This window comes from Mucilaginibacter sp. (assembly GCF_036568825.1).
In the GTDB taxonomy this organism is placed as follows: domain Bacteria; phylum Bacteroidota; class Bacteroidia; order Sphingobacteriales; family Sphingobacteriaceae; genus Mucilaginibacter.
This window is the reverse complement of the sequence record NZ_DATCRU010000056.1, coordinates 183,320-208,085: the sequence shown is the minus strand read 5'-3', so window position 1 is coordinate 208,085 and position 24,766 is coordinate 183,320. Positions and strand designations below refer to the sequence as shown.

24 protein-coding genes are annotated in these 24,766 nt (G+C 41.9%); 12 read left to right on the top strand and 12 right to left on the bottom strand.

Annotated features, from left to right (window positions below):
• The first annotated feature begins 26 nt into the window (after nucleotides 1-26).
• Entirely contained in the window at nucleotides 27-1,847 is a 1,821-nt protein-coding gene (locus VIM89_RS11535) for a glycoside hydrolase family 35 protein (protein WP_488156302.1), read from the top strand.
• An 18-nt stretch (nucleotides 1,848-1,865) separates the two neighbouring features.
• A complete protein-coding gene (locus VIM89_RS11530) occupies nucleotides 1,866-3,026 on the top strand; it encodes a galactokinase (protein WP_488156301.1) in 1,161 nt (386 codons plus the stop codon).
• 25 nt (nucleotides 3,027-3,051) lie between these two features.
• On the opposite strand, the gene VIM89_RS11525 is transcribed toward VIM89_RS11530, so the two are convergent.
• On the bottom strand, nucleotides 3,052-4,602 hold the full coding sequence (locus VIM89_RS11525) for an alpha-N-arabinofuranosidase (protein WP_488156300.1): 1,551 nt from the start codon (nucleotides 4,600-4,602) through the stop codon (nucleotides 3,052-3,054).
• A 154-nt stretch (nucleotides 4,603-4,756) separates the two neighbouring features.
• Between VIM89_RS11525 and VIM89_RS11520 the strand changes: the two genes are divergently transcribed.
• Nucleotides 4,757-6,124, top strand: coding sequence for a glycoside hydrolase family 27 protein (locus tag VIM89_RS11520; protein ID WP_488156299.1), 1,368 nt, complete (start codon nucleotides 4,757-4,759; stop codon nucleotides 6,122-6,124).
• A 79-nt stretch (nucleotides 6,125-6,203) separates the two neighbouring features.
• Here VIM89_RS11520 and VIM89_RS11515 read toward each other — a convergent pair whose 3' ends face one another.
• Complete coding sequence (locus tag VIM89_RS11515) at nucleotides 6,204-7,070, bottom strand: inositol oxygenase family protein (RefSeq protein ID WP_488156298.1); 867 nt, start codon at nucleotides 7,068-7,070, stop codon at nucleotides 6,204-6,206.
• A gap of 340 nt (nucleotides 7,071-7,410) precedes the next feature.
• Here VIM89_RS11515 and VIM89_RS11510 point away from each other — a divergent pair, with 340 nt between their 5' ends.
• Together VIM89_RS11510 and VIM89_RS11505 are read left to right on the top strand one after the other, a co-directional pair.
• Nucleotides 7,411-8,448, top strand: a complete 1,038-nt coding sequence (locus VIM89_RS11510) for a LacI family DNA-binding transcriptional regulator (protein ID WP_488156297.1) — start codon at nucleotides 7,411-7,413, stop codon at nucleotides 8,446-8,448.
• A 79-nt stretch (nucleotides 8,449-8,527) separates the two neighbouring features.
• Nucleotides 8,528-9,181, top strand: a complete 654-nt coding sequence (locus VIM89_RS11505; RefSeq protein ID WP_488156296.1) for a hypothetical protein — start codon at nucleotides 8,528-8,530, stop codon at nucleotides 9,179-9,181.
• A gap of 11 nt (nucleotides 9,182-9,192) precedes the next feature.
• Here VIM89_RS11505 and VIM89_RS11500 read toward each other — a convergent pair whose 3' ends face one another.
• Nucleotides 9,193-9,789 carry a TMEM175 family protein gene (locus tag VIM89_RS11500; protein WP_488156295.1) on the bottom strand — a complete coding sequence of 199 codons (597 nt, stop codon included), beginning with the start codon at nucleotides 9,787-9,789 and terminating at the stop codon, nucleotides 9,193-9,195.
• 110 nt (nucleotides 9,790-9,899) lie between these two features.
• Between VIM89_RS11500 and VIM89_RS11495 the strand changes: the two genes are divergently transcribed.
• The 6 genes from VIM89_RS11495 (at nucleotide 9,900) to VIM89_RS11470 (ending at nucleotide 17,557) form a co-directional block, all read left to right on the top strand.
• On the top strand, nucleotides 9,900-10,289 hold the full coding sequence (locus VIM89_RS11495) for a hypothetical protein (RefSeq protein WP_488156294.1): 390 nt from the start codon (nucleotides 9,900-9,902) through the stop codon (nucleotides 10,287-10,289).
• Nucleotides 10,290-10,688: 399 nt separating this feature from the next.
• Nucleotides 10,689-11,498: a hypothetical protein gene (locus tag VIM89_RS11490; protein WP_488156293.1), complete on the top strand. Its 810-nt coding sequence runs from the start codon at nucleotides 10,689-10,691 to the stop codon at nucleotides 11,496-11,498.
• A gap of 63 nt (nucleotides 11,499-11,561) precedes the next feature.
• The gene (locus VIM89_RS11485; protein ID WP_488156292.1) at nucleotides 11,562-13,865 is read left to right on the top strand and encodes an Rv1355c family protein; all 2,304 of its coding nucleotides are present in this window, start codon (nucleotides 11,562-11,564) and stop codon (nucleotides 13,863-13,865) included.
• 45 nt (nucleotides 13,866-13,910) lie between these two features.
• A complete protein-coding gene (locus VIM89_RS11480; protein ID WP_488156291.1) occupies nucleotides 13,911-16,037 on the top strand; it encodes a sensor histidine kinase in 2,127 nt (708 codons plus the stop codon).
• A 13-nt stretch (nucleotides 16,038-16,050) separates the two neighbouring features.
• Nucleotides 16,051-17,136 carry a hybrid sensor histidine kinase/response regulator gene (locus tag VIM89_RS11475; protein ID WP_488156290.1) on the top strand — a complete coding sequence of 362 codons (1,086 nt, stop codon included), beginning with the start codon at nucleotides 16,051-16,053 and terminating at the stop codon, nucleotides 17,134-17,136.
• Nucleotide 17,137: 1 nt separating this feature from the next.
• Nucleotides 17,138-17,557: a response regulator gene (locus VIM89_RS11470; protein WP_488156289.1), complete on the top strand. Its 420-nt coding sequence runs from the start codon at nucleotides 17,138-17,140 to the stop codon at nucleotides 17,555-17,557.
• Here VIM89_RS11470 and VIM89_RS11465 read toward each other — a convergent pair whose 3' ends face one another.
• The 3 genes from VIM89_RS11465 to VIM89_RS11455 form a co-directional block, all read right to left on the bottom strand.
• Complete coding sequence (locus tag VIM89_RS11465; RefSeq protein ID WP_488156288.1) at nucleotides 17,558-18,001, bottom strand: response regulator; 444 nt, start codon at nucleotides 17,999-18,001, stop codon at nucleotides 17,558-17,560.
• A gap of 66 nt (nucleotides 18,002-18,067) precedes the next feature.
• Nucleotides 18,068-18,430, bottom strand: a complete 363-nt coding sequence (locus VIM89_RS11460; RefSeq protein WP_488156287.1) for a putative quinol monooxygenase — start codon at nucleotides 18,428-18,430, stop codon at nucleotides 18,068-18,070.
• 73 nt (nucleotides 18,431-18,503) lie between these two features.
• Entirely contained in the window at nucleotides 18,504-18,899 is a 396-nt protein-coding gene (locus VIM89_RS11455) for a (R)-mandelonitrile lyase (RefSeq protein WP_488156286.1), read from the bottom strand.
• A 604-nt stretch (nucleotides 18,900-19,503) separates the two neighbouring features.
• Here VIM89_RS11455 and VIM89_RS11450 point away from each other — a divergent pair.
• On the top strand, nucleotides 19,504-20,280 hold the full coding sequence (locus VIM89_RS11450) for a hypothetical protein (RefSeq protein ID WP_488156285.1): 777 nt from the start codon (nucleotides 19,504-19,506) through the stop codon (nucleotides 20,278-20,280).
• Nucleotides 20,281-20,366: 86 nt separating this feature from the next.
• On the opposite strand, the gene VIM89_RS11445 is transcribed toward VIM89_RS11450, so the two are convergent.
• The 6 genes from VIM89_RS11445 to VIM89_RS11420 all read right to left on the bottom strand — a co-directional run bounded on the left by VIM89_RS11445 (nucleotide 20,367) and on the right by VIM89_RS11420 (nucleotide 24,717).
• The gene (locus VIM89_RS11445; RefSeq protein ID WP_488156284.1) at nucleotides 20,367-20,897 is read right to left on the bottom strand and encodes an OmpA family protein; all 531 of its coding nucleotides are present in this window, start codon (nucleotides 20,895-20,897) and stop codon (nucleotides 20,367-20,369) included.
• A gap of 115 nt (nucleotides 20,898-21,012) precedes the next feature.
• Nucleotides 21,013-21,342, bottom strand: a complete 330-nt coding sequence (locus VIM89_RS11440; RefSeq protein ID WP_488156283.1) for a hypothetical protein — start codon at nucleotides 21,340-21,342, stop codon at nucleotides 21,013-21,015.
• 129 nt (nucleotides 21,343-21,471) lie between these two features.
• Nucleotides 21,472-22,422: an ATP-grasp domain-containing protein gene (locus VIM89_RS11435; RefSeq protein ID WP_488156282.1), complete on the bottom strand. Its 951-nt coding sequence runs from the start codon at nucleotides 22,420-22,422 to the stop codon at nucleotides 21,472-21,474.
• Nucleotides 22,423-22,680: 258 nt separating this feature from the next.
• Nucleotides 22,681-23,052, bottom strand: a complete 372-nt coding sequence (locus VIM89_RS11430; RefSeq protein WP_488156281.1) for a response regulator — start codon at nucleotides 23,050-23,052, stop codon at nucleotides 22,681-22,683.
• Between the two features lie 97 nt (nucleotides 23,053-23,149).
• Entirely contained in the window at nucleotides 23,150-23,842 is a 693-nt protein-coding gene (locus VIM89_RS11425; RefSeq protein WP_488156280.1) for a TapB family protein, read from the bottom strand.
• Between the two features lie 89 nt (nucleotides 23,843-23,931).
• The gene (locus tag VIM89_RS11420; RefSeq protein WP_488156279.1) at nucleotides 23,932-24,717 is read right to left on the bottom strand and encodes an alpha/beta fold hydrolase; all 786 of its coding nucleotides are present in this window, start codon (nucleotides 24,715-24,717) and stop codon (nucleotides 23,932-23,934) included.
• Nucleotides 24,718-24,766 lie beyond the last annotated feature (49 nt).

Below are 24,766 nucleotides of genomic sequence, written 5' to 3'. Positions count from 1 at the left end.
CACAGAGAAAATCCTTCAAACTTTATATGCAAAAATTAAAATATTTCATCGCCTTCCTGTTGATACTGTCAGTAATTGTGGTTAAGGCGCAGGGAAGCAAACATTCATTTGAACTGGCTGATTCAGTTTTTATGCTCGACGGCAAGCCTTTGCAAATGATCAGCGGAGAAATGCACTATCCGCGCATACCGCGCGAAGCATGGCGGGCGAGAATGAAAATGGCTAAGGCTATGGGGCTGAATACCATCGGCACCTATGTTTTTTGGAACGTACATGAACCGCAAAAAGGAAAATTTGATTTTTCTGGCAATAATGATGTTGCAGAGTTTGTGAAGATAGCGAAGGAAGAAGGTCTTTGGGTGATATTGCGTCCAAGCCCCTACATCTGTGCCGAATGGGAGTTTGGCGGCTATCCGTACTGGCTGCAGAACGAAAAAGGACTGATCGTGCGCAGCAAAGAAGCCCGTTATTTGCAGGAATATGCCACTTATATTAAGGAAATCGGCAAAAGATTAGCACCTCTACAGGTAAATCATGGCGGTAATATTCTGATGGTGCAAATCGAGAATGAATATGGCTCATATGGCAGCGATAAGGAATACCTGGCCATTAATCAAAAGCTATTTAAAGAAGCCGGTTTTGATGGTTTGCTGTATACCTGCGATCCGCCAGCCGACCTGGTAAAAGGGCATTTGCCGGGGTTACTGCCTGCCGTTAATAGTTTGGACAACCCGGCTAAAGTAAAACAGATTATCCGCGAAAATCAAGATGGAAAAGGTCCGTTTTTTATAGCCGAATGGTACCCGGCCTGGTTTGACTGGTGGGGAACAGCGCATCATACCATTCCAGCAGCACAGTATACCGGTCGCCTGGATTCTGTGCTTGGGGCAGGGATTTCCATCAATATGTACATGTTTCACGGCGGCACTACGCGGGGTTTTATGAATGGTGCGAATTTTAAAGATAACACACCTTATGAGCCCCAGATCAGCAGCTATGATTACGATGCTCCGCTTGACGAGGCCGGTAATCCAACCGCCAAATATTTTGCTTTCCGCGATGTCATCAAAAAGCATTTACCTGCAGGACAAACTTTGCCTGAAGTATCTGCAAAAAAGCCGGCTATCAATATTCCGGATATTAAGCTAACAAGCTCATCAGCACTGTTAAGCAATCTACCCGTGCCGAAAAACAGTTTGGAGCCGCTTACTTTTGAGGACCTACACCAGCCTTATGGTTTTGTTTTATACCGAACCAGAATTCAGGGTGGCAAAACAGGCACGCTTCGTTTGTCAGGGTTAAGAGATTATGCTGTTGTAATGATAAACGGCAAACGTGTTGGTACGTTAGACCGTCGCTTAAACCAGGATAGTTTAAATCTGACTTTACCAAAGGGGCCAATCACCCTTGATATCCTCGTCGAAAATCTGGGGCGTATCAACTTTGGGAAATATCTGTTGCAAAACAAAAAGGGACTAACAGGCGAAGTTTCATTTGCCGGCAAAAAAGTACAGCATTGGAGCATGTATGGGCTGCCTTTAGATAATGTTAATACTATAAAATATACCGCTAATGCATCTGCAAATCAACCGGTCATCTTAAAAGGAAAATTCGACCTGAAAACGGTTGGCGATACCTATTTGGATATGCAAAACTGGGGTAAAGGTGTGGTTTGGGTAAACGGACATAATCTTGGCCGTTACTGGAAAGTAGGCCCGCAGCAAACGCTGTATGTACCAGTAGAATGGCTGAAGAAAAAGGACAATGAAATAGTCATATTAGAGTTATTGAATCCCCATAAAACCATATCAGCCATTTCGAGACCAATATTGGATAAGCTTCAGTGAGATCAGACTTAATTTGTTATGTTCCCGGAATTACTAAAGCACGAATTTGAACGATTTTATAACCGAAAACCGGCAGGGATTTATTTCTGTCCTGGACGTGTGAACCTGATCGGCGAGCATATCGATTACAACGGCGGACTGGTAATGCCCTGCGCCATCAATATGGGAACTTACCTGGTGATGGCGCCGAATGAATCAAGCAAAATCCGTATTCGTAGCCTCAATTTTGAAGATCATCTTGAAATTCCGGTAACTGATAGGTACAATAAAACAGGCGGTTTTTGGTATAACTATCCTCTTGGTGTAATTGATCGCCTGGCATTTGCCGGGCATCGCTTTGGTGGGTTAGATCTGTTGTACTTTGGTAACCTTCCTATAGGTTCAGGGCTTTCCTCGTCAGCATCCATAGAGATACTAACAGCATTTGCCTTGAACGATCACTTTGAACTAGGTTACGACCGTCTCGGATTGGTGAGACTCGCCAAGGAAGCCGAGAATCATTTTATCGGTGTCAACAGCGGCGTGATGGACCCCTTTGCTGTCGTATTCGGTGCTAAGGATACCGCGATGATACTCAATTGTCAAAGCCTGACCTATAAACCAGTGGGCTTTCAACTAAAGGATCATATCCTGGCTATTATCAATACTCACAAGCCGCACAACCTGGCCGAATCAAAATATAATGAGCGGGTAAGGGAATGTGGTGTCGCCCTGGCTTTGCTGAACCAGCTTTTGCCGGTAGAGAATCTTTGCCAGGTTACTCCCTATGAGCTTCATGGGCATCAATATCTCATTTCGGATATTACTATCTATAAACGCGCTCTACATGTAGTTGAGGAAAATGAACGGGTGATCAAGGCTGCAGCATTTCTGGAGGCAAACAATATTTGCGCATTTGGAGAACTGATGTACCAATCGCATTATTCGTTAAAAGAATTGTACGAGGTAAGCGGGATAGAATTGGATACCATTGTGGAGTTTAGCGAAGGCTGGGAAGGCGTGATCGGCGCGCGAATGACAGGCGCAGGCTTTGGTGGTTGTGCGATTGCACTCGTAGAGAAAGATGCGTTCCCGGCTTACTCCAATGCTTTGGTTGATTTTTACGAGGACCGTATCGGTTATAAACCATCCATCTATCAATCAGCTGTTAGCGATGGCGTTAGCTGGCTGCCATGCTAACAGCTGATTATTCTGATTCATCTTTTTAATTAAGCGACAATACCACAACCGAACCAGGCGGCAATACCACGCTCAGGTTTTCACCTTTCATAGTCGCACCTTTAAATGCTTTTGGCTGTATTTTATCCGGATTGGCAGCTGAGTTATAATCATTAATTTTTGCTGACGATAATATTCTTCCGCTAATTTCTTTGAATTTGGCGCCGTGCATATTTACAGACACGGTATGCTGATGATCGGGGTCAATATTCACCAATGAAACATGTACTACGCCGTCCTTAGCTTTGGATGCCGATGCCGAAATAGCCGGCAGTTTTTGGCCTTTATGTTCATACCATTCGCTATTAATTGATAATGGCAACAAGGTAGCATCCTGGTGAACATTGTACATTTCCATTACGTGGTAAGTTGGCGTTAATATCAATTGCGGACCATTGGTTAATATAACAGCCTGCAAAACATTGATGCATTGTGCCAGGTTCGCCATCCTCACACGGTCGCTGTGATTATTAAAGATATTGAGCGTCGCACCTGCAATCATAGCGTCGCGCAAAGTGTTTTGCTGGTATAAAAATCCCGGATTTGTTCCCGGCTCAACATCGTACCAGCCACCCCATTCGTCAACCACCAGGGCGATCTTCTTTTTAGGATCGTACTTATCCATAATGGCAGAGTGCTTGGTCACTAACGTATCCATCAATAGTGCACGCTGCATTGTTTCAAAGTATTCGTCTTTTGTGAAAGCAGTTGCTGAGCTTTTGTGCCCCCAGTCAATCACCGCATAATGATGCAGGGCCAATCCTTCGATCAAATCTTTCGGGATGTTTTTCATCAGCACTTCAGTCCAGTTATAGTCTGCCGAGTTGGCGCCAGAAGCAACACGAAACAGTCCTGACTTACCCCATGAATTAGCCATAAATGTTGAGTATTTCCTGAACTCGTTGGCATAATATTCGGCGGTCATATTTCCTCCGCATCCCCAGGCTTCGTTACCTACACCCCAAAACTTTACATCCCATGGTTTTTCACGACCGTTTGCTTTACGAAGATCCGACATCGGGTTTTTATTGTCCGAATTAGTATACTGCACCCAATCAGCCAGTTCCTGAACGGTTCCGCTGCCAACATTACCTGACACATAAGGATCAGCGCCCAGCAATTCGCACATATTTAAAAAATCGTGGGTGCCGAAGCTGTTGTCTTCCGTAACGTCGCCCCACCACCTGTTGACGATAGAAGGTCTTTTATCCTTCGGACCGATGCCGTCTTTCCAATGGTAGGTATCCGCAAAACAGCCTCCCGGCCAGCGAAGAGCGGGGATTTTCATTTTTTTAAGTGCGGCGATCACATCATTACGCACACCATTGGTATTTGCGATTTTGGAGGTATCGCCAACAAAAAATCCGCCGTAAATGCCATGACCCAGATGTTCGGCAAAATGACTATAAATGTATTTACTGATCACCGGGTTTGACGGGCCCGGGTTAACATCAAGGTTGATGCTTGTTTGTGCCTTTCCGGCGTTTGTGACTGCAATAAAAAAAATGCAGGCAGCGATTAATGCTTTGTGCTTCATCAGGTTTAATATAATTGATGAGCCAAGATAAATAATTATTGTCAAATTAACACTTAAAAATAAAAGTAAATTATTTTAAGCAAAAAAAGAAGCTCTCGTGCTCGATAATAATTGTTATTTTTACACTAATTATAAACCATAAATAGCATCCTTCATGAGCAAAAAAGTTCTTGCGGTTATCATTTTGATTTTTATTATGTATCTGAATACACATGCCCAAACAGCAAAAGTTGCAACTACCCCACCGATGGGATGGAATAGCTACAACTGCTTCGGCTCCGCAGTACATGAAGATGAGGTTAAGGCCAATGCCGATTATATGGCAAAAAACCTGAAACAACACGGCTGGCAATATGTGGTGGTGGATTTTCTTTGGTCATACGATAATCCTCCAGCCAGCCATATAGGCAATCCTTATCAAAAACGGCTGCAGGATGGTTCTTATATTCCATGGCTTACGATGGATAAATGGGGGCGTTTGCTCCCTCAGCCTACCAAATTCCCGTCTGCTTTTGGAGGGAAAGGATTTAAACCGCTGGCAGCTTATGTTCATCAATTAGGATTGAAATTCGGGATACATGTAATGCGCGGCATCCCGCGACAAGCCGTTTGGGCAAAATCGCCGGTATTGGGTGCAAAGGGTATTACTGCTGATATGATTGCCGATACCAATTCCAAATGTGAATGGATGAACCACATGTATGGATTGGATATGAGTAAGCCTGGTGCGCAGACTTATCTTAATTCATTGCTCGATCTGTATGCATCATGGGGTGTTGATTTTATTAAGGTAGACGATATCTCGAGGCCATACCACAAAGAAGAAATCGAAGGTTACCGCAAAGCTATCGCGCATTGTAAAAGACCGATCGTTTTAAGCATCTCGCCGGGTGAAACACCCATCAATGAGGCAGAGCATGTGAAGCAAAATGCCAATATGTGGCGCATGGCCGACGACTTTTGGGATAACTGGAAGGAGGTACTGCATATGTTCAGCTACGCCAAAACCTGGGAAGGGCAAGGCGGTCCCGGTCACTGGCCGGATTGCGACATGCTGCAAATCGGCAAACTATCTAAACGCGGACCAGTGGGAGAAGAGCGCTACAGCAGGTTTACAGAAGATGAGCTTTATACACACATCACCTTCTGGAGCATTTACAGATCGCCGTTAATGATCGGCTGTAACTTGCCCGAAAACAGGGAAATTGAACGTAAGCTGCTAACCAACGATGAGGTAATTGCTGTCAATCAAACCGGGCAATCGCCAAAGCAATTATATAAGGATGATAAGAGCATGGTGTGGTATTCCATTGCACCAAATCATAAAGGGATTTATGTAGCTCTTTTCAATATCAGCGACAATACGCAGGACGTCTCAGTTGACCTATCAGACTTAGGCTTCAAAGGAAAAGCCCAGATCAGGGATCTCTGGAAACACCAAAATCTTGGAGCTCATCAGGGTTCTTTTGCAAAGACTATTAATAAACATGGAGCAGGATTGTTCCTGGTATCGGGTATGTAAATTTCTTTAACCCTTATCCGGGTGCCACCAAATTGGTAACACCCGTAAGGGGCTGCATAGCAGCGTGCGAAGATTGTAATTAGAGTTTAACTGTCAGGGGCAAATATTTAGCGATCAGATCTTCATAATATGGCTTCAACTCGGATACAACCGGTGGCTTAGGGTTCTTTGAATACAGGTCGTACGGATTGAATTTGTCGACCCATTTAAACATTTCCTGGTCATGGTCACTGAGTATATGATCGTACTCATGCTCGCGGTGTTGTGAATAGAACGAGTGATAACGGATCATATATAACGCAGGCTCGGGCAAGTAATCTTTAGTAATCTGATACAAATACTCATCGTGCCCCCATGACATGTTTACATTATCCAATCCACAATTCTGTGAATAAACGCCATATTTGGTATTAAAGCGTTCATCATAAGTATCCGGGTTATCAGAAAAGAATTCCGGGTAAACGATCTTGTCCGAAAACTTACAGCCTACCGGGAAGGTATCTCCTACTACATTCCATTGCGGTTCACCGAATAAACAAAGCACTTTTCCCAGGTCATGTATAAAGCCGGTTAATACGAACCAGTCGGGATGGCCATCGGCACGGATGGCTTCGGCAGTTTGTAGTAAATGCTGCAATTGGTCGAGCTGCAGATCGGGATCTGAATCATCGATCAACGTATTCAGGTACTCCATTGCGGCCCACCAGGGCATTTCCTTCTTATCAAACTTCAGGAAGTTGGCCTTTTTAGCCAGGACATTATCATAGGTTTGATATTTGTGATTGAGCCTGTAAAACTCGCGTACGCCATCTATCTCAGGGCTATCATAATTCCTGAATTCTTCTTTTGTTTTGGCTGGCTGACCAGGCTCAGGGTATCTTTTCAGCACGTCATCGTCCCAATCCTCCAGTGAGGACAAAGGCGATCTTTCATCTTTATTTCCCATAGCTATTTCTGTTTGTTGTCAATTTAAATGGTTTAAGAAATAATGGGGAACCGCCAGACAACGGTTCGCCCATTAACAACTGATCTCAAATAAAAAATATAACCTCATATTAATAGTTCGGATTCAGCATAATAATGGAAGCCTTAAACTTATATCCAATCTAATTTTTAAAGCCCTGAAAAATGGATTTACATTGCGATTTATTTACGAAACCGGTTGCGTGTTATAATAACACCAAGTCTAAAAATGCCGGCATCTCTTAAAAAATCATTAAAAGCTTAATCTATTTTCAGTAGAATTTTGATATCTTGTAGTGTTCTTGATACCATATACGATCTTAATGATCAGTCAAAACCATACTACGATTAAAACCATAGCAGCAAAACTCGGCATCTCAAAGGGTACCGTTTCAAAAGCGCTGCAGGATAGCCACGAGATCAGCATCGCGACTAAGAATAAAGTATTGGAGGCCGCAAATGAATTGCATTATAAGCCCAATCACTTTGCAAGCGGGTTAAAAAGCAGAAAAAGTAAAGCCATTGCTGTTATTGTTCCTGAAATTGTCGACAGCTTTTTTTCTTTAGCGATCAAGGGTATCGAAACGGTAACGCAAAAAAAAGGGTATCATATCAACATTTATATCACCAACGATCTGATCAGTAAGGAAAAAGAGATATTTAAGCTTTTGTCGGACGGAAGGGTTGATGGCGTTTTGATTTCCATTTGCCGCGATGCTACATGCAGCGACCACATAAAGGAACTGATGGACATTGGTATGCCGCTGGTTTTCTTCGACAGGGCCGTGGAAGATATCGAAACAGGCAAAGTGGTAACCGATGATTTTAAAAGTGGTTATAATGCCGCCCAGCATCTGATTGAGCAGGGATGCAAAAGGGTTTATTTTTTCTCTATTTCAGAAAATCTCTCGATCCTGCAAAAGCGGGTGGAGGGTTTTAAGCGGGCATTGTTTGAAAATGATATTATTGAGGCCGGCAATAATGTATACCAGATATCAACCGATGAGAATAAATGCCTGGAAACCATTACCTCACTGCTATCCGATCCTGATTTGCGTCCGGATGGTGTAGTGATTTCGGTTGAGTTGCTAACCATCCCGATTTATATAATCTGCAAAAAGCTCAATATCAGTATCCCCGAAGATTTAAAAGTGATATGCTTTTCCAATCTCCGGTATGCATCGCTTTTATCACCGCCATTGACTACCATTACCCAGCCTGCGTTTGAGATCGGAGAGCAGGCGGCAAGCTTAATTTGCAGCGCGATTGCCAATAACCAGTCCCTGAAAAACGAAAAGATCATCTGCCCGTCAAGACTGGATGTAAGAAACTCTTCGCTGGTTAGCGACAACTGGGTTTAAATTCAAAATTCACCAATTTTAAGATGCGTTCTTACGAGTTAAAAAAAACTTATATTTGACCAAACCTTATTATTATAATATGAGAGCCGCAAAGATCGCCGTCGCACTATTCCTGGTAGCAAGTCTTTTTTCGATGTGTAAAAAGGACTCTAAAAATGACTCAACAGTTTCCAACACCGAATATTATGTTCAGGGTACTTTAAATGGGCAGAAATGGAACTGGCAGGTACCCGCTGACTGGAATGGCTTTATTGTTGGAACAAGTTCCTCTTTGTCAAATGACCAGGGTACGATGACCGGAGGCTTCACTGCACTGGTATCAGATAATAGTCACTCCTTTAAACCGCAATTGGGGATTGAATTTAAAACGATCAGTTTACCGATTGGTAGCGATGGGACAACAGCTTTTGATAACTTCTTTACTACCGGCACATGGAGTTATGCAAGCGATCTTACTTATGCAGCCGACACTAAATCAATAGTGATTTCTTACACTGACAATACAGGTAAAACGTACTCGAGCATAGGATTACAAAACGGAAGCAGCCTTACTGTCCAATCGGCAACCCCGGTATCCGGTAGTGTTTATAACGCCGATTCAGGCTTTAAAATTAAGCTATCCTTTAGTTGTATATTATATCCAACCGACGGCACTGGCAGTGCGTTAGCTGCAGAAAATGTGGAAGCCACGGTATTTTTGGACAAGACTCCGGCGGGCCTCGCAACGAATTAGTTCCAAAAGCTTCACTTATTAATGCGCATTCCCGATGTGTCAGGCCGCAGATAAAATAATAAAGAAAGGCAGATCAGCCCAAAACCTACATACGGATACCAAAAAGCAACGATCATTGCCGATAGGAAAATCACCAATGTGCTTATTGAGCGCAGATGAAATAGTCGGTGACCATTATCGGCAAGTCCCATTTTTTTATGGGCGCTGATAGTTTGCCAGATCAAGGCAAGGTAAGTTACATTCACCATCAGGAAGGCGAAAGCATAACACATCACCGGCACTGGTGCCAGGCGTGTATCTGCCATCCAATCAGTCAGGAAAGGTATCAGTGAGGTCGAAAATAAGTGCGCAAAGTTTGTCCACATTAACCGCAGTGTAGCAACTGCTGCATGACGCATCAGAAAATGATGCTGTATCCATACAATTGCAATAAATACATAACTAACGATATAGCTGACCCAGGTGGGCCATTCTGCAAATAAGGCCGCAAATGTTGGTGCAGCCGGGCGCTTCAATTCCAGTATCATGATGGTAATGATAATGGCGAATACGCCATCCGAGAAAGCAATAACACGTTCGGGCGTCGACTTATGGGTATTTTCCTTCATAACTGTTAAGTTAGATATTTTAATAATGCAGCCGGTTATTAATATATTTTAAAATCTGTGACACCATTTTTATTTTGAGTTCGTCTTTCGTTTAATTAATGACTTCCATCATGAAAAAAATTAAAATCCGTTTTTCCTTATTACTTTTTTCTTTTGCTATCGCGATCACTTCATGTTCGGTTTTAAGAGGCAACTATACCAAAAACTGGCATGGAAGCGATAATCCGGGGCACATTTATGCATCTTTTGATGGCTTTAACGGCCACCAGGACTTTAATGCCATGTCATTTTCCGGCACTAAAATGAAAGTTAAATATTTAACCGATATCACCGCAGGCACTATGGCGCTGGAGGTAAAATGCAATGGCACACCGGTTTTAATCCGCGACGTAACTGGTTCTATACGTGACTCTGTGACTTTTGACAATCCAAATCACAACCCGGTTCAATTCACGCTGAAGGCAAAGAATGCAGCGGGAAAATTTGATATTACTTATTGAATTCCAATTTTTAAACGAACAGAAAGGGCCTCGATTGAAGAGGCTTTTTGTTTTAAGATCCCTGCCAATCCAATCGGAGTGTAAATTTTGCTTTAAACGAAACTGCTATCTACAGCTTGTGTAAAAAGTAGCTATATTTGTGCTACCTCAGCCTCGTCGATCATAAACTACGGTTTATTGTCATCATCAAAATTTTATTTAGAAATTAATTTTACTTATTGAATGGATAGGTACGGTGCAGTGCGTGTCAGAATAATTCGGATTAAATGAATTACGTGGGAAAATTTCAGCCATTTCAATAATTGTATCTTTAACAGATAATATGAGCGCAATGGCCCCTCATTGCTTACAGCATTATATAAAGTTTCCAATTGAAGAATTGGCTGATTAGTACTACATATGGATAAAGGTTTGAATAGGGAACGGCCTGTAGTAAGGTTACGAGCGTTCCGGGCAATTGATGACCCCGTTGCCTGTGAACTTTTTATCGAAGGACATACGCATGTATTGACCAGTATAGGGGTAACCAAAGTCACCTCGTCCAGGCACGAATGGACCAGGAATCCGGCTGCATTCGTCATCATTGTTGAATCTCTTGACGGAAAGAAGGTGTATGGAGGCGCGCGTGTACACGTAGCCGGCGGCACCGAGGCTTTGCCCATTGAACAAGCTACCATAGGTTTGGACCCATCCGTTATTAACCTGGTATGGAAGTATGCACAGCATGGCACCGGTGAAATATGCGGTTTATGGAACTCGCGGGAGATAGCGGGTTATGGTATAGGCAGCATCTTTTTAACACGCGCAGCGGTAGCTATTTCTACCCAGATCGGCTTAACATCGCTTTTTGCACTATGTGCCCAATATACCGTTGCCATGGCCGAGAGTGTGGGCTATCACCGTGAAACAAGCATAGGTAACAGCGGCACATTTTACTACCCCAAGATGGACCTGGTGGCGACATCAATGGTTCACGAAAATATTGATACGCTGAGCACCGCAAACGAAGACGACCGCAGCGCGATCTTAAAGCTCAGGGAAAGCCTGAACCTTGTCCGCACGGAAGTGCTGCGAAGAAAGTCGATCGAGATACACTACGAATTGGAAATACCTAATCTTAAAAACTGGGATCTTAAGGCCACGATCGCTAACGCTAAAAAGACTTTTCATGAGACAGACTGGACCGAGGCGCGGCTCAATTTATTGTAGTCAAACATTGGTTTTTTGTGCTGATTTTTTTCCTGACAATTAAATTATATTTGCTTATAATTTATGAACCCTATAGAAGAACATATTGCAAATCCTGAAAAATCAGGCAACATTTTTACACCCATTATTCTGAGACTCAGCAACCCCGAGGATAAGAAAACATACGATAAACTCTTGTCTGAAAAGATCGCGCTGTTTATCTCAGACGAAATAGAGGGCCAATTGAAAGAGCTTGTAAAAAGCCAAAGACCCTGGGTGATGATAAAGCCGGAAGAGTATGACGGGCTAATCAAAACGCACCTTAATGGCATTGATATCCGGGATTATGGGGTTTGGGTTTATTATCCGTGGAGCCGCAGACTGGTTCATTTATTGGATGAAGGGGAATTTATAGAAGTGCGCACCAATCGTAATCAATATAAAATAACCCGACAGGAAAGAGATACGCTGGCAACAAAAAAGATTGGGATTATTGGTCTTTCGGTAGGACAATCCATAGCCTTAACTTTATCTATGGAGCGTGGATATGGCGAGTTACGCTTAGCTGATTTTGATCTGCTTGAATTAAGCAATCTTAATCGCATTCGCACAGGGTTGCATAATCTTGGTGTGCCTAAAGTAGTTATTGCTGCACGTGAGATAGCGGAGATAGATCCATTCCTAAAAGTAACCTGCTTTTTTGATGGGTTGACTGATGTCAATATGGAAGAGTTCTTCACCGGCGGGGGAAAACTGGATGTATTGGTGGATGAATGCGATGGCCTGGATATCAAAATACTGGCTCGCTATAAAGCCCGCGACTTACGCATACCGGTTGTAATGGATACCAGCGACCGCGGCATGCTGGACATAGAACGTTTTGACCTGGAGCCTGACCGGCCTTTGCTGCATGGGACTGTTACCGGTATCAATCCGCAAAATATAAAGGAGCTATCCAATGAAGATAAAGTGCCTGTTATTTTGCAAATGCTTGGGGTAGATAATATTTCATCCCGCGCAAAAGCATCGATGGTTGAAGTACAGCAGAGCATCAATACCTGGCCGCAGCTGGCCAGCTCGGTAGCATTGGGTGGCGCAGCAGGTGCAGATGCGTGCCGGCGTATTTTGCTTGACCAGTTCCGCGGATCGGGCAGATATTATATTGATTTTGATGAGATCGTTAGTGAGCAAACAGGGCCTTCTCCAAAAATTGACCGTAGCAATCCATTTCAACCGCTTTCAAAAGATGAAATGCAAACGCTGGCTAAACAGGTAACTGTTGACGCAGGAATTTCAGATATTATTCCTACAGACCAGGTTATTCAAGATTTGGTGAATGCGGCTTGCGCTGCACCTTCAACAGGGAACGATCAGCCATGGAAATGGTTTTACCACCAGGGTACACTTTACCTGTTTCATGATGAATACCGTTCCTTCTCGTTCGGTGATTTCAGGAAGATCGCTTCCTACATCTCCTTTGGTGCAGCTTACGAGAATTTGAATATTCACGCATTAAAACAAGGTCTGGAGCCTTACTATAAATATGTTGGCGGCCCCGATCAGAAATTGGTTGCTGCAATACGTTTCAGGCCAATTGAAAATAAATCATTGGCGCAACAGCTTGAGCCATTGGATAAGGCAATATATAAACGTTTGACCAATCGTAACCAGGCGCCAAAAGCAAACATACAGGCTGATGTTTATCAGCAATTGACGTTTTTTGCAGAGTCAATACCTGGTACAAAACTCCAAATATTTACAGATGAAACTACACTTGGTCAGTTCGCAGAGATCATCGGCTTTTGTGACCGTGTACGATTGCTGAGCAAAGAAGGTCACCATGATTTTGTTCATCATGAAATGCGGTGGACCAGTGAAGAGGCAGAAAAGACACGCGACGGTATCGATATCAAAACACTTGGACTCAGCAATTCGCAAATGGCTGCTTTGGGTGTGATCAAAAGCGAGCAGGTGATCAGCACCATTAATGACCTGGGTGGTGGCAAGGCATTAGATATGCTGGCCAAACGTACTGTATCGGCGGCATCGGCACTATGCCTGTTAACTCTACCTAAATACGAATTGAACAGCTTTTTTGAAGGCGGCCGTGCAATGGAGCGTTTTTGGCTGGCTGCCACCGATCTTGGACTGGCTGTTCATCCGCTTATATCGCCGCTATATTTGTTTCCAAGAATTGTTTATGGAAATGGTGAAGGTATTGATCCAAAATTTGTACCTCTTTTACGAGATTTACGTAAAAATTTCTGTGAGCTTACAAGCATGGGCGATGACCGTGCCGAAGTGTTCCTTGCTAAGATTGCTATTGCCCCTGAGCCGGAGTTAAAGAGTTTCAGATTGCCGTTAGAGAAAACGCTTATAATAGAATAAAACAAATACCTATACCTGTCAGACTGCTGGCAGAATCTGATTTGCATGAAAAGGATCCTATTTTTATTACTGCTTTTACAACTACCATTTGCTGCAAAACTGGCGGCGCAATCCCCGGTAGTTTTCAATGGTGAGAATACCATCATCGGTAAATATATATCGATATTAAAAGACAGTACTAACAATCTTGGTCTGCAAACCGTCAGTAAATCGACTGCTTTTATACCATCGACAATAGAAACGCCTAATATGCAGCTAAGCAAATCTGCATTCTGGCTAAAGTTTTCGATCCGCAATACCTCGTCATCTGACCGCCTCATGCTGGCGCTTGATTATCCTACTCTCTCTGTTTGTGATTTTTATTACCCAGAAAACGGACATTACCTGGTGCAAAAGCTTTCTGATACTTTGCCGTTCAGTCACAGGAAATATCAGCATCAGAACTTTTTGTTCGACTTTAAATTACCTAAAGACAGCACAGCCACCTATTATCTGCGTGTAAAAAGCACTGAGCAAATGGTGCTGCCCCTCATTGTGGGCGATCCGGCACATATTGCCCAGTCTGTATCAATAAAAAATGTTTTATGGGGGATTTTTATCGGCATCATTGTGGTGATGGCAGCCTACAATTTCTTCATTTACCTTTTCACCAGGGACCGCAGCTATATCTATTATGTACTTTATGTGTCATTTATAGGACTTACGCAAACTACGCTGAGTGGTTATACTTATCAGTTCTTATTCCCCGAAACGCCTTTACTTTTCCATAAGAGCATTATCATTTTCCCTGCGCTGGCGGGGATACTGGCAATGCTATTTGTAAGGGAATTTCTGGACACCAGGCATAGGACACCTATATTACATAAGATCTTCCCGATAGCCATCCTTTTATACAGCAGTGCAATTGTTCTGCGGCTGGCAGGTGTTGACCAGGTAAGCTATCGGATGATCGATATTTCGGCAATCTGTACCACGTTTCTTATTTATGCGGTTGCAGTAAAAATATCCCTTCAGGGTTATAAGCCTGCCCGGTATTTCCTGTTTGCCTGGACCATCTTCTTTGCGGGAATCCTGATGTTTACCTTACGCAATCTTGGCGTGTTACCTTACAACGATTTTACCAACTATACGATGGAATCGGGCATTACCGTTGAGGTTACCCTGCTTTCCATAGCACTTGCCGACCGTATCAACGTCCTGAAAAGAGAAAAAGAGCTTTCGCAAGCAGAAGCATTGAGGGCAGCACAGGAAAATGAAAGGATCATACGAGAGCAAAATACATTACTTGAAGTACGTGTTAAAGAGCGCACTTCGGAATTGAATACCGCGCTGGAAGATCTGAAACAAGCTCAATCTCAATTGATCGAACAGGAAAAAATGGCTTCACTTGGTCAGCTTACGGCAGGTATTGCACACGAGATCAATAACCCTATCAATTTCGTCACCTCAAATGTTTCGCCGTTACGACGAGATATTGATATGATATTTAGCGCGATTGATTTTATAGAAGAGGTTGCATTATCAGATGCGAGCGCAGAGGATAAAAGGTCGCAGCTGGATGAATACAAAGAAGAGCAGGAACTGGACTATTTACAAACAGAGATCAAGCACCTATTAAATGGTATATACAATGGCGCCTCACGTACTGCCGAAATTGTAAAAGGCCTCAGGATATTCTCACGGTTGGATGAGGACGATCTTAAACGGGCTGATCTTAATGAAGGGATCGATTCGTCTATGATCATTCTGAATAATCAATTGGGTAGCATACATGTTATAAAGGAATATGGCGATCTGCCGCTGGTGGAATGTTATCCGGGAAAACTTAACCAGGTTTTTCTTAATATTTTATCCAATGGTATTTATGCTGTTCATAAGCAGTTTGGAGAGAACAGCGGCGGTGAGATAAAGATAATCACGAGTGCAGAAAACGATCATGTCCAGATCAGGTTTAAAGATAATGGTGTAGGTATAGATGAAGAAACGCAGAGAAAAATATTTGACCCATTCTTTACCACTAAGGACGTGGGTGAAGGTACAGGCCTGGGGATGTCAATTGCCTATAATACCATCAAAAAACATAACGGTTCAATTAAAATAAACTCCTCACAGGGCAATGGTGCAGAATTTATAATTACACTGCCGATACAACATACAGTCAAGATAAATTAAAAGCCGAAACTTCATGTCAGAGAAAATCAAAATACTGTATATAGACGATGAACCGGATAACCTTACCGGGTTCAAGGCCAACTTCCGAACGGAATACCGGGTCTTTATAGCCGAAAATACAGTACTGGCTATTGAGCACCTGCAAAAGCATCCTGACATAAGAGTAATTTTTTGCGACCAGCGCATGCCGGGAAAGACGGGGGTTGAGTTTTTTGAGGATATCAGAACCGTTTTTCCTCACCCGATAAGAATACTGATCACTGCTTTTACTGATATTGAGGCAACTATTTCGGCTATTAACCGCGGTAATATCTTCAGGTATATCCGCAAACCCTGGATACAGCATGACATTATTTCGGCAATTGAAGAGGGTAATAAATTTTACATCGCTAATTCGATGCTGGCAATCAAAAATGAAGAGTTGCAGCAGGCTTATACCGAGCTGGATAAATTTGCTTATAGCGTAAGTCATGATCTTAGAGGACCGCTGACAGGTATTTTGGGCGCCATTGATGTAGCGAAAGAAATGTCTGACATTAAAGAGCTTAAAGAGTTACTGGTGCTGATGGAAAAATCGGTGTTTAAGCTGGAGGATTACATATCCAGCATGCATGATTATTATAGCTCAAGGCGCGGCGAGCTTAAGATTGTCGATATCGATTTTAACGAAGTAGCCGAAGAGTTAAAGGATGTATACAGGATATACACCACCACCAATAAGATCTTTTTTGAAACCAAAATAAATCAGCCTGAATCATTCCGGAGCGATGAGCTGGTGATCAAAATGGTACTGAACAACCTCATCACTAACGCCATAAAATACCAAAAGAAGAACTTTGAGAATAAAAAGATCGAACTGAATATTTCTGTTTATGATGGATTGGCAACCATCCTGATCAGCGATACGGGGATTGGCATACCTGAAACCCATTTTGATGAGATCTTTAACCTTTTTTCGAGGGCTACATCTCACCGGGCTGGTTCGGGCATAGGTCTTTATAATGTAAAGGGTGGCTTGCTTAAGCTGGGCGGCAGTATAGATGTGAATTCTGTTTTGGGTGAAGGCACCGTTTTTAAATTAATTATTCCAAGCAAATAACATGGGGTTGTCATTTATTCTTATTGAAAATTTAGAGATCGATCTGTATATAGCGCATAAACTGATCAAAATGACGGTGGGTGATGATGTTTTAATCGAAACATTTACAAGTGCCGAAGATGCATTAGATCATATCGCAGCTACAAAAGTAAAAAAGGCTGATCGCACCATTATATTGCTTGACCTGATGATGCCACGGTTAAATGGCGCCGATTTTATCAGTTTGTTTGAGGCATTGCCTGAAAAAATAACTGGTCACTACCAGATCGTTATCGTCACCTCATCAATGAACAAAGCGGAGCTAAGCAGGCTTGGCAAGAAAAAGAATGTGGAGAATGTAATCGCTAAGCCACTTACACAAGAAAAATTTAAGGCTGTTCTGGAGCAAATTCAGATAGATACAGGCGGAAAAGAAATGTGATCAGGAAAGCAGCTTTTGACGCAGCAAAAATTCAAGCTGTTCATTAGAGTCCTTTAAAGCCTGCTTATCCTGCCATGCTTTGTAGGCCCTTTGTATGGTCATTGTTAATTCTTCTTCGTTCCAGGGTTTGGTCAGATAGTGGAATATCCTGCCTTTATTCACTGCATCAATAACAGCATTCATATCGGCAAAGCCGGTTAGTAATACACGGATCGGGTCCGGATATTTTTCTTGTATTTTTTCAAAAAGCTCTACCCCTGTCATCTGCGGCATACGCTGATCTGAGATGATCACATGAAAGCCCCTTTTCTCCAGCAAGCCCAATGCCTCTTCCCCGCTTGACGCCGTGAATACTTTAAAAGTAAGACGAAAAGTAGCCTGGAAAGAAAACAGGTTATCCGGCTCATCATCTACATAAAGTACCACTATTTTATCCGCCGCCATATCAATAGTTTATTATTCAATATCAAAGATAATTAATATAGTACATATAATAACTATACAAAAGAATTACATTCCCGGCTTCTTAGCCACACTTATCAAATTAACATCCTCCAACTCAAGTGATTTCACCATATTCTGAACAGTTGCCTTATATTTTTTGAAATGAGCAGTTTGTATGTGTGATTGATACGCGGCCGTATCGGCATAAATCTCCAGAATAGTAATATGTGATGGGTTAGCTTTATCAGCAACAGCATAATAGGTTAATACGCCCGGCTCAACTTTAACAGCTGTTGCCATTTGCGCTTTAAGCGCTGTGTTATAACTGTCGAGTTGAGCAGGGTCCACCTGTATCCTGGCTATCCTAATTATACGATGATCCTGCTGCTGAGCATTTGCCTGCTCCGCGAAAAACAGAGTTGCTGCCATTGTGGTAAAAATTAAAACCAGTCTATATAAAATATTTTTCATTGCTATGATTTTATCTTATCTAATATAATGACTATCCATTATATTGAGCATCTGTCACGTGCTCCATCCAGTCAACCGGCGAGCCGTTCAGTTTTTCCTGTATGGCGATATGGCTCATGGCTGTAGTAGAACTAGCGCCATGCCAGTGCTTTTCGCCCGGTTCAAAATAAACTACATCTCCGGGCCTGATCTCTTCCCTCGGGCCGCCTTCGCGTTGTACCCAGCCGCAGCCTGTGGTAATTATTAAAGTTTGCCCGAGCGGGTGGGTGTGCCATGCGGTACGTGCCCCTGGCTCGAAGGTTACCAATGCCATCGCTACACGGGCAGGCTCAGGCGGGTTATTAAGTGGATCGATTCTTACTGTACCGGTAAAGTATGCTGCAAGTCCTTTGCCCGAAGGCTGTGAGCCGGCTCTTTTGATTTCCATTGCTATTTCTTTTAATGTTTATTAAAAACACTGCAAAGGTATCCCTGTTTTATTTGACCCTGGTAATGATTATCAAACCAATATTTAAGAATTTTAAATAAAAAACAGCAAAAATGACCAACGATATGCCTTTTGTATTATCTATGAGTTACAAATTTTTGTAGTTAAAGTAAATTCAACATGGAGTTAATACTGATTTATCATTCATTTGCGGCTTAGGGCCCTTTACTTAACTAGCTGATTAGACCACTTTTTTGAATACATTGGGGATATTTTGGGGAATTTATTCTACCAATTCCCCAATTTAAACAGAAAGAAAATATTATGTCTTAAGATTAATTTTTTGCCGCAAAAATTATTTCGCTTAAAGCAGACGTAAAATTTCACTCTTTAGCAAATATTTCATAAGTTGCTGGTTTTTCGGCATTTATTACAAGTTGACTAAATAAGGATCAATTGCCTTAATTTGCCTGAAAATGATATTGTTAGGCCAAAAATTGGCAAATGGTACAATAATTGGCTATATCCATACCAGATTTATCTATTGAATTATTTAAACGCTCTAAAAAAACTCAAAAAAAATTACTAATTAATTATTAAAACTATGGAACTGAAACCTTACAAAACCGGAACTGTTGTGGAACGCTACATAAAAGGTATATTACCAATTATGCTTTGTATACTGTTAGTGTACACGTCATGTCGCAAAGACAGCACAACTGCACCTTCAACCCAGACAACTAACAGCGCTGCTTTGAACAAACAAATCGCATTAAATCTATCTAAATCACTTGCCGGTACTTTTGGCGGTGTTAATCTTCAGGATGGTGTTAACGTATCTGTGGCTGACCACCTTGGCCCTCACCATGATTGCGGCTGTACTAACAACCCACTTTGCGGATTCGTTACTGACTCACTGGTAAATTACAACGCAACTATTGGTGATACTACTATCCACACCGGTGGTGACCTTAAATTCTACTTTAACTGTGTAAACGGTAAATTATCAGGTTATACTGCTTACGATTCATTGAATACTGTTAAAACTACACCAGCATCTGTATCTACCTACAAGGTACAACAGTACTATACTATTGTAGCACTTGACTCAGCTAAGAACTTTATCGGTGTAAATGGTACTAATGACCTGCACACTTCAATAACTTACACTAATGGTAACGCTTCTGAAATCGGCGGCGCTTTTTACGAACTGTCAAACTTAAAGATCGACGTTGTTAACAAAGACATTTTAAGCGGTACAGCAACCTTTGCAGCCTATGGCAGCAACTGGAATACTAAAGGAACTATCGTGTTCCTTGGCAATCACCAGGCTGACTTTACTTCAAACGGTGTAACAACCCACGTTACCTTAACTTTCTAAAACAGCAAAGCTTAACCTAAACCCATAAAAAATGAAGCCCTTAGATCGAATGATCTAGGGGCTTTTTGTTATTAGAGAAAATCAGGTTATTTGATCAATTTAACCTCTACACGGCGGTTGCGTTGTCTTCCTTTGTCGGTTTTATTTGAGGCGACCGGTTTCTTTGCGCCATACCCTTTGGTTTGCAAATGTGAAACATCTATCCCTGCATTAACCAGGTACTGTTTAACAGCATTGGCCCTGTCAATAGATAATTGCATATTATGGCTCTCTGTACCTTCTGACGAAGCATGACCGTTCAAAATAAACCTGGCTGACTGATCCTTCTTCATTTCATCAGCAATATGATCAAGATACTGGATACCATCTGTGCGCAATACAGCCGAGTTATAATCAAACTGGATGTTTTTAAAATTAAAGTCGGCAGGTGCGGTTTTTACAACAGCGGGTTGAGATTTAACAGGTGCAGGTGGCGGAGGAGTAGCTTTGGTAACAGGCTTTTCTTCCGTTTCAGCCGGCGGTGTTTTTGCAATTACTTTTTTGGGTTTACAGGATTGCATGGTAATAGCCAGACATGCAAAAGCGATAACAGCTATATATACTTTAAAAGATTTCATGTTTTGATTTGTGTTAAATAAAAATTATTGATTACGCGGCATGCCTTAAATGCAGCAGCGCATTACATTGAAACAATTAATTAAATGAGATAAAAGAAAGGGGTTCAGCACGCCATCATAAGCGCAAAATGCACAACCTTATGCATCCCTCGTTTTTGAAAACCGGGTACTTAACAGATAAACCTGTTTTTAAGGTAGAAAACGTTAGAAAAAGACTGCAGAAGAATAAAATAAATGGTATCCCTGTAAATTTGATATCCGGGACATTTTGATCGTCGATGCTTTCGGTGATGGATTTATCAAATTTGATAAGGAAAGCCTGCTGATTATTGTGCTTGCTGATACTAATACCCTTTTTAATTGCTCTGCCGGTTGCAGGCATATTCTGACAGATATAGTAATATGGATTGGCCTTTATAATAATAAACAATACTATCAGCAGCATAGTCGACTTGTTTATCAGGGGTTCCTTTTTTAAGTAAAACACAGTAATTAGGGGAATGCACAAATATTACATATTGTATCAATTTGTACAAGAGCTTATACCATATTTATCTGAAAAAAATACCACTAATTATAACTGTCTCAGGAAAGAAAAGAAGAACATACTTAAGCTGCCGCCAAAGCGCGGGTTGATCTCAAATACGTATGGTTTCCCATCGATCTCCTTGTAGTTAAAGCAGCAGATCCCTTCAAAATTGATCGATTTAAGCATATCGGCAAAAAGGTCCAAATGCGGGCATTTTCCCAGCTTATTGCCAATGAACTTATCTACGCCTTTGACATAAAAGGAGGTCGAAAAAATATAAACAACATTTAATGCACATACCATCTTCCCATCTCTGAAAATCAGGTGTGTTGCATATTCTTTCTTACCGGGTATTATTTCCTGGCAAAAGAAATCCGGATGATTAATTTCATTCCAGTGCGCTTTTTCTTTTTCCGGCGTATCAATCACATAGCAATCCATGCCCATGTGGGCAACTTTTCTTTTTACTATGTATGGTATTTTTAAATTCTTGCCGACACGTGGCATATCATTTTCAAAGCCTTTTTCAACCAGAGTAGTATAAAACAGGTATTTATCGTCGCAAATATCTATTGCCTCCATCGTAGGGGTAGGTACTATGCTGTTATCAACCAAATCGCTATGCGGGATCAGCCTGCGCAGGTTAGGCATATTAAGCGGCATTATGATGTCATACTTCACAAAGTTTTCCGGGGTAAACTCATCAAAATGTATCTCGTGATTTAAACTACGGAAGCTCTTTTTTATGTCCCCTTCACGTTCAGCTTTAAGGGAAAAGAGTATTTTGTATTTGCGTTTGGTAAGGCGCGCCCGGGCAATCTCATAAGCATAATACAGGGCTTTATTTGCTATAGTCTCCCATCGTAAAAATTTAGCGACTATTTTATTAGTAGGTTTATCGGGCATCCGGCTGAAATATAAAGAAGGATTCTGTAAAAATTTTGAGCTATAAGCAGAGCCTTTAACGAAAAAGCTTAACCTGTTGTTACCGTTCATTATCTGCCTAAAATATAGCATTATTATAGTTAAAAAAGTATTAAAGCTCCGTTTTTTAGATATTTATAACGCGCTATGTATTAAAAGGTTACATCATTTAATTTGTGGAGTCTTTATTTTTTGTCTATTCATGCTATATAATATATCCCAAATAATATCATAATCATAGAACTTAAGCCGGATTCTGAGAAGGATAAGACAAATAAAAACGCCATCATATATTATAATACAATGGCGTTGAAATAAATGTTTTAGATACTAATGCTGATGATGCCCGAGTAACTGATTAATTTTTCGTACGAGCATATTGATATCGAAAGGCTTGGTGATAAATGCATCAAAGCCGAAATTTCCCAGTGATGATGCCAGCTCAGGGTAAGCAGATATCAAAATTACAGGGATGTGACAGGTATCCTTGTTACTTTTTATCTGCTGACAAATCTTTCCGCCATTGGTACCCGATAATAAATAATCCGTCAGCACCAGGTCGGGATTGTATTCGCTTACCGATTTCAGTATATCATCTGTCCGGCTTAAGCCCTTGACGGTAAAATCGTTATATTCGAGCACTGTCTCCAGTACCTGCAGTATATCTTCGTCATCTTCAATTATCAAAATCCGCTTTGCCATAGTATTCGTGATAAGCTATGTGTGAAAAACCCAATTATACTAAAATTGTTTTTACTCTGCCTTCAAAATTCTAAACCTATAGCTTATACGTTAATTATTAGTTAATGGATACAAGTTGCATCGTTCCGGCCAATTTTCCGTTCTTCGTATAAGTCTCAGATTTTACAGGACGTGCAACTTTTGGCGAGAACCATTCGACCACGTGCATGTGTATAGGGAAGCCTATACCCATCATCTTAACTCTTACCATTGCATCATAGCTGATGCGGAAACAATCAAAACTACCCGCCGGAATGGATAAAGTTTCTGCCTGTTCCACCTTCCGGTTGGTGATATCCATTTGCATGTCGCCCATCGGGCTTCCATTATTAGTAATATTCATGGTCATTGTGCCATCTTCAAGCGTCTGCCCTACTTTTACATTTAACGGATAAACCAGGTATTTAGCCTCTCCGCTTACCTGCATTTTTTCTAATTGTTTGGCAGAGGAAGGAGGCACAAATGATTTCATGTCGATTCGGAGCGCATCACCGCTGCATTTGATCTCAGAATCGGAAGCGCCCATTGATTTCCCGTTTTTATCGGTCATCTCGGTATGATAGCCAACGGTCGAGTTATCTTTTTTTGTTGAGGTGTAGGTGATTTGCCCTATCTCTTTCCCCTTTGCATCCATATTGCTGTAAACCAGCTTTTCCCCGTTTGAGGCGTTGATAAAATCTGAACAGCTTTGCGCTTTGGCCAAAGGCATAAGCAGAGTTACAGCTATTGCTGCAGCAAAAAGTTTTTTCATAGCGACTAAAATTGAGGTGTGAATGAATTAACGCAGGGTCGCTACAAGATATGAAATTACCGGGTAATCAGCAAGTTAGATTGATATCGTTAATTAGTTTTAAAAAAACCGGTCAAAACAGGAGCAATGGCCTTCGCCGCTACGTTATGGGTTTGTCCTTTTAATATTTTAAGTTCGCTGTTAGGCATCACCTGCGATAATTTTTTTACGGCATGCTGTAGCGTAACCTGGCTTTTATCCCCGCCGGCGATGAGTGTTGGAATTTTGACAGATTCAGCTTTCTTCTCAGGCAATGAATAATCGCCCATTACAGCCACATCATAAGGCAACGTATGAGCAACGCCTTTTAGCTTTGACCATACCGGCGTCAGTTTCATAATGAACATAAATATACCTGGCAGACCTACCATATCTTTCATGAAAAATTTCACCGCGTCACCGCGCCTGTTTTCTGCTATCATTCCTTGCAGTTGACGGAGCGAATCGGCTGGTGGGTGATGCCCTTCATCATCTACCATAAAAGGCGGTTCATATAACGCCAGTTTGGTAATATTCAACCCATGCGCAGCTGCTGCCAAAGCAAGACCTGCACCCGACGAAAAACCGGTAACATATGACGAACCACCGTTTGCATTGATCAGCGCTTCGATATCCTCTATTTCGCGCTCCGGAGCATAAGGCTGCGTGTCAGAACTTTCATTCCTGCCGCGGCGGTCATACGTAATCACCGTAAAGTTGCCTGTTAGCAACTGGGCAAGTTTTGGCATCGGCCCGAACGCGCGGCTGCATAAAGCACCGTCTACCAGGATCAATAGCGGGCCACTACCCGATTTGTCATAAGCTATCCGGGTGCCATCTTTTGATATAGCTTCCATAATGTCTTGATTTAAGAGATTAAAAAAAACGTCATGCCGAATTTATTTC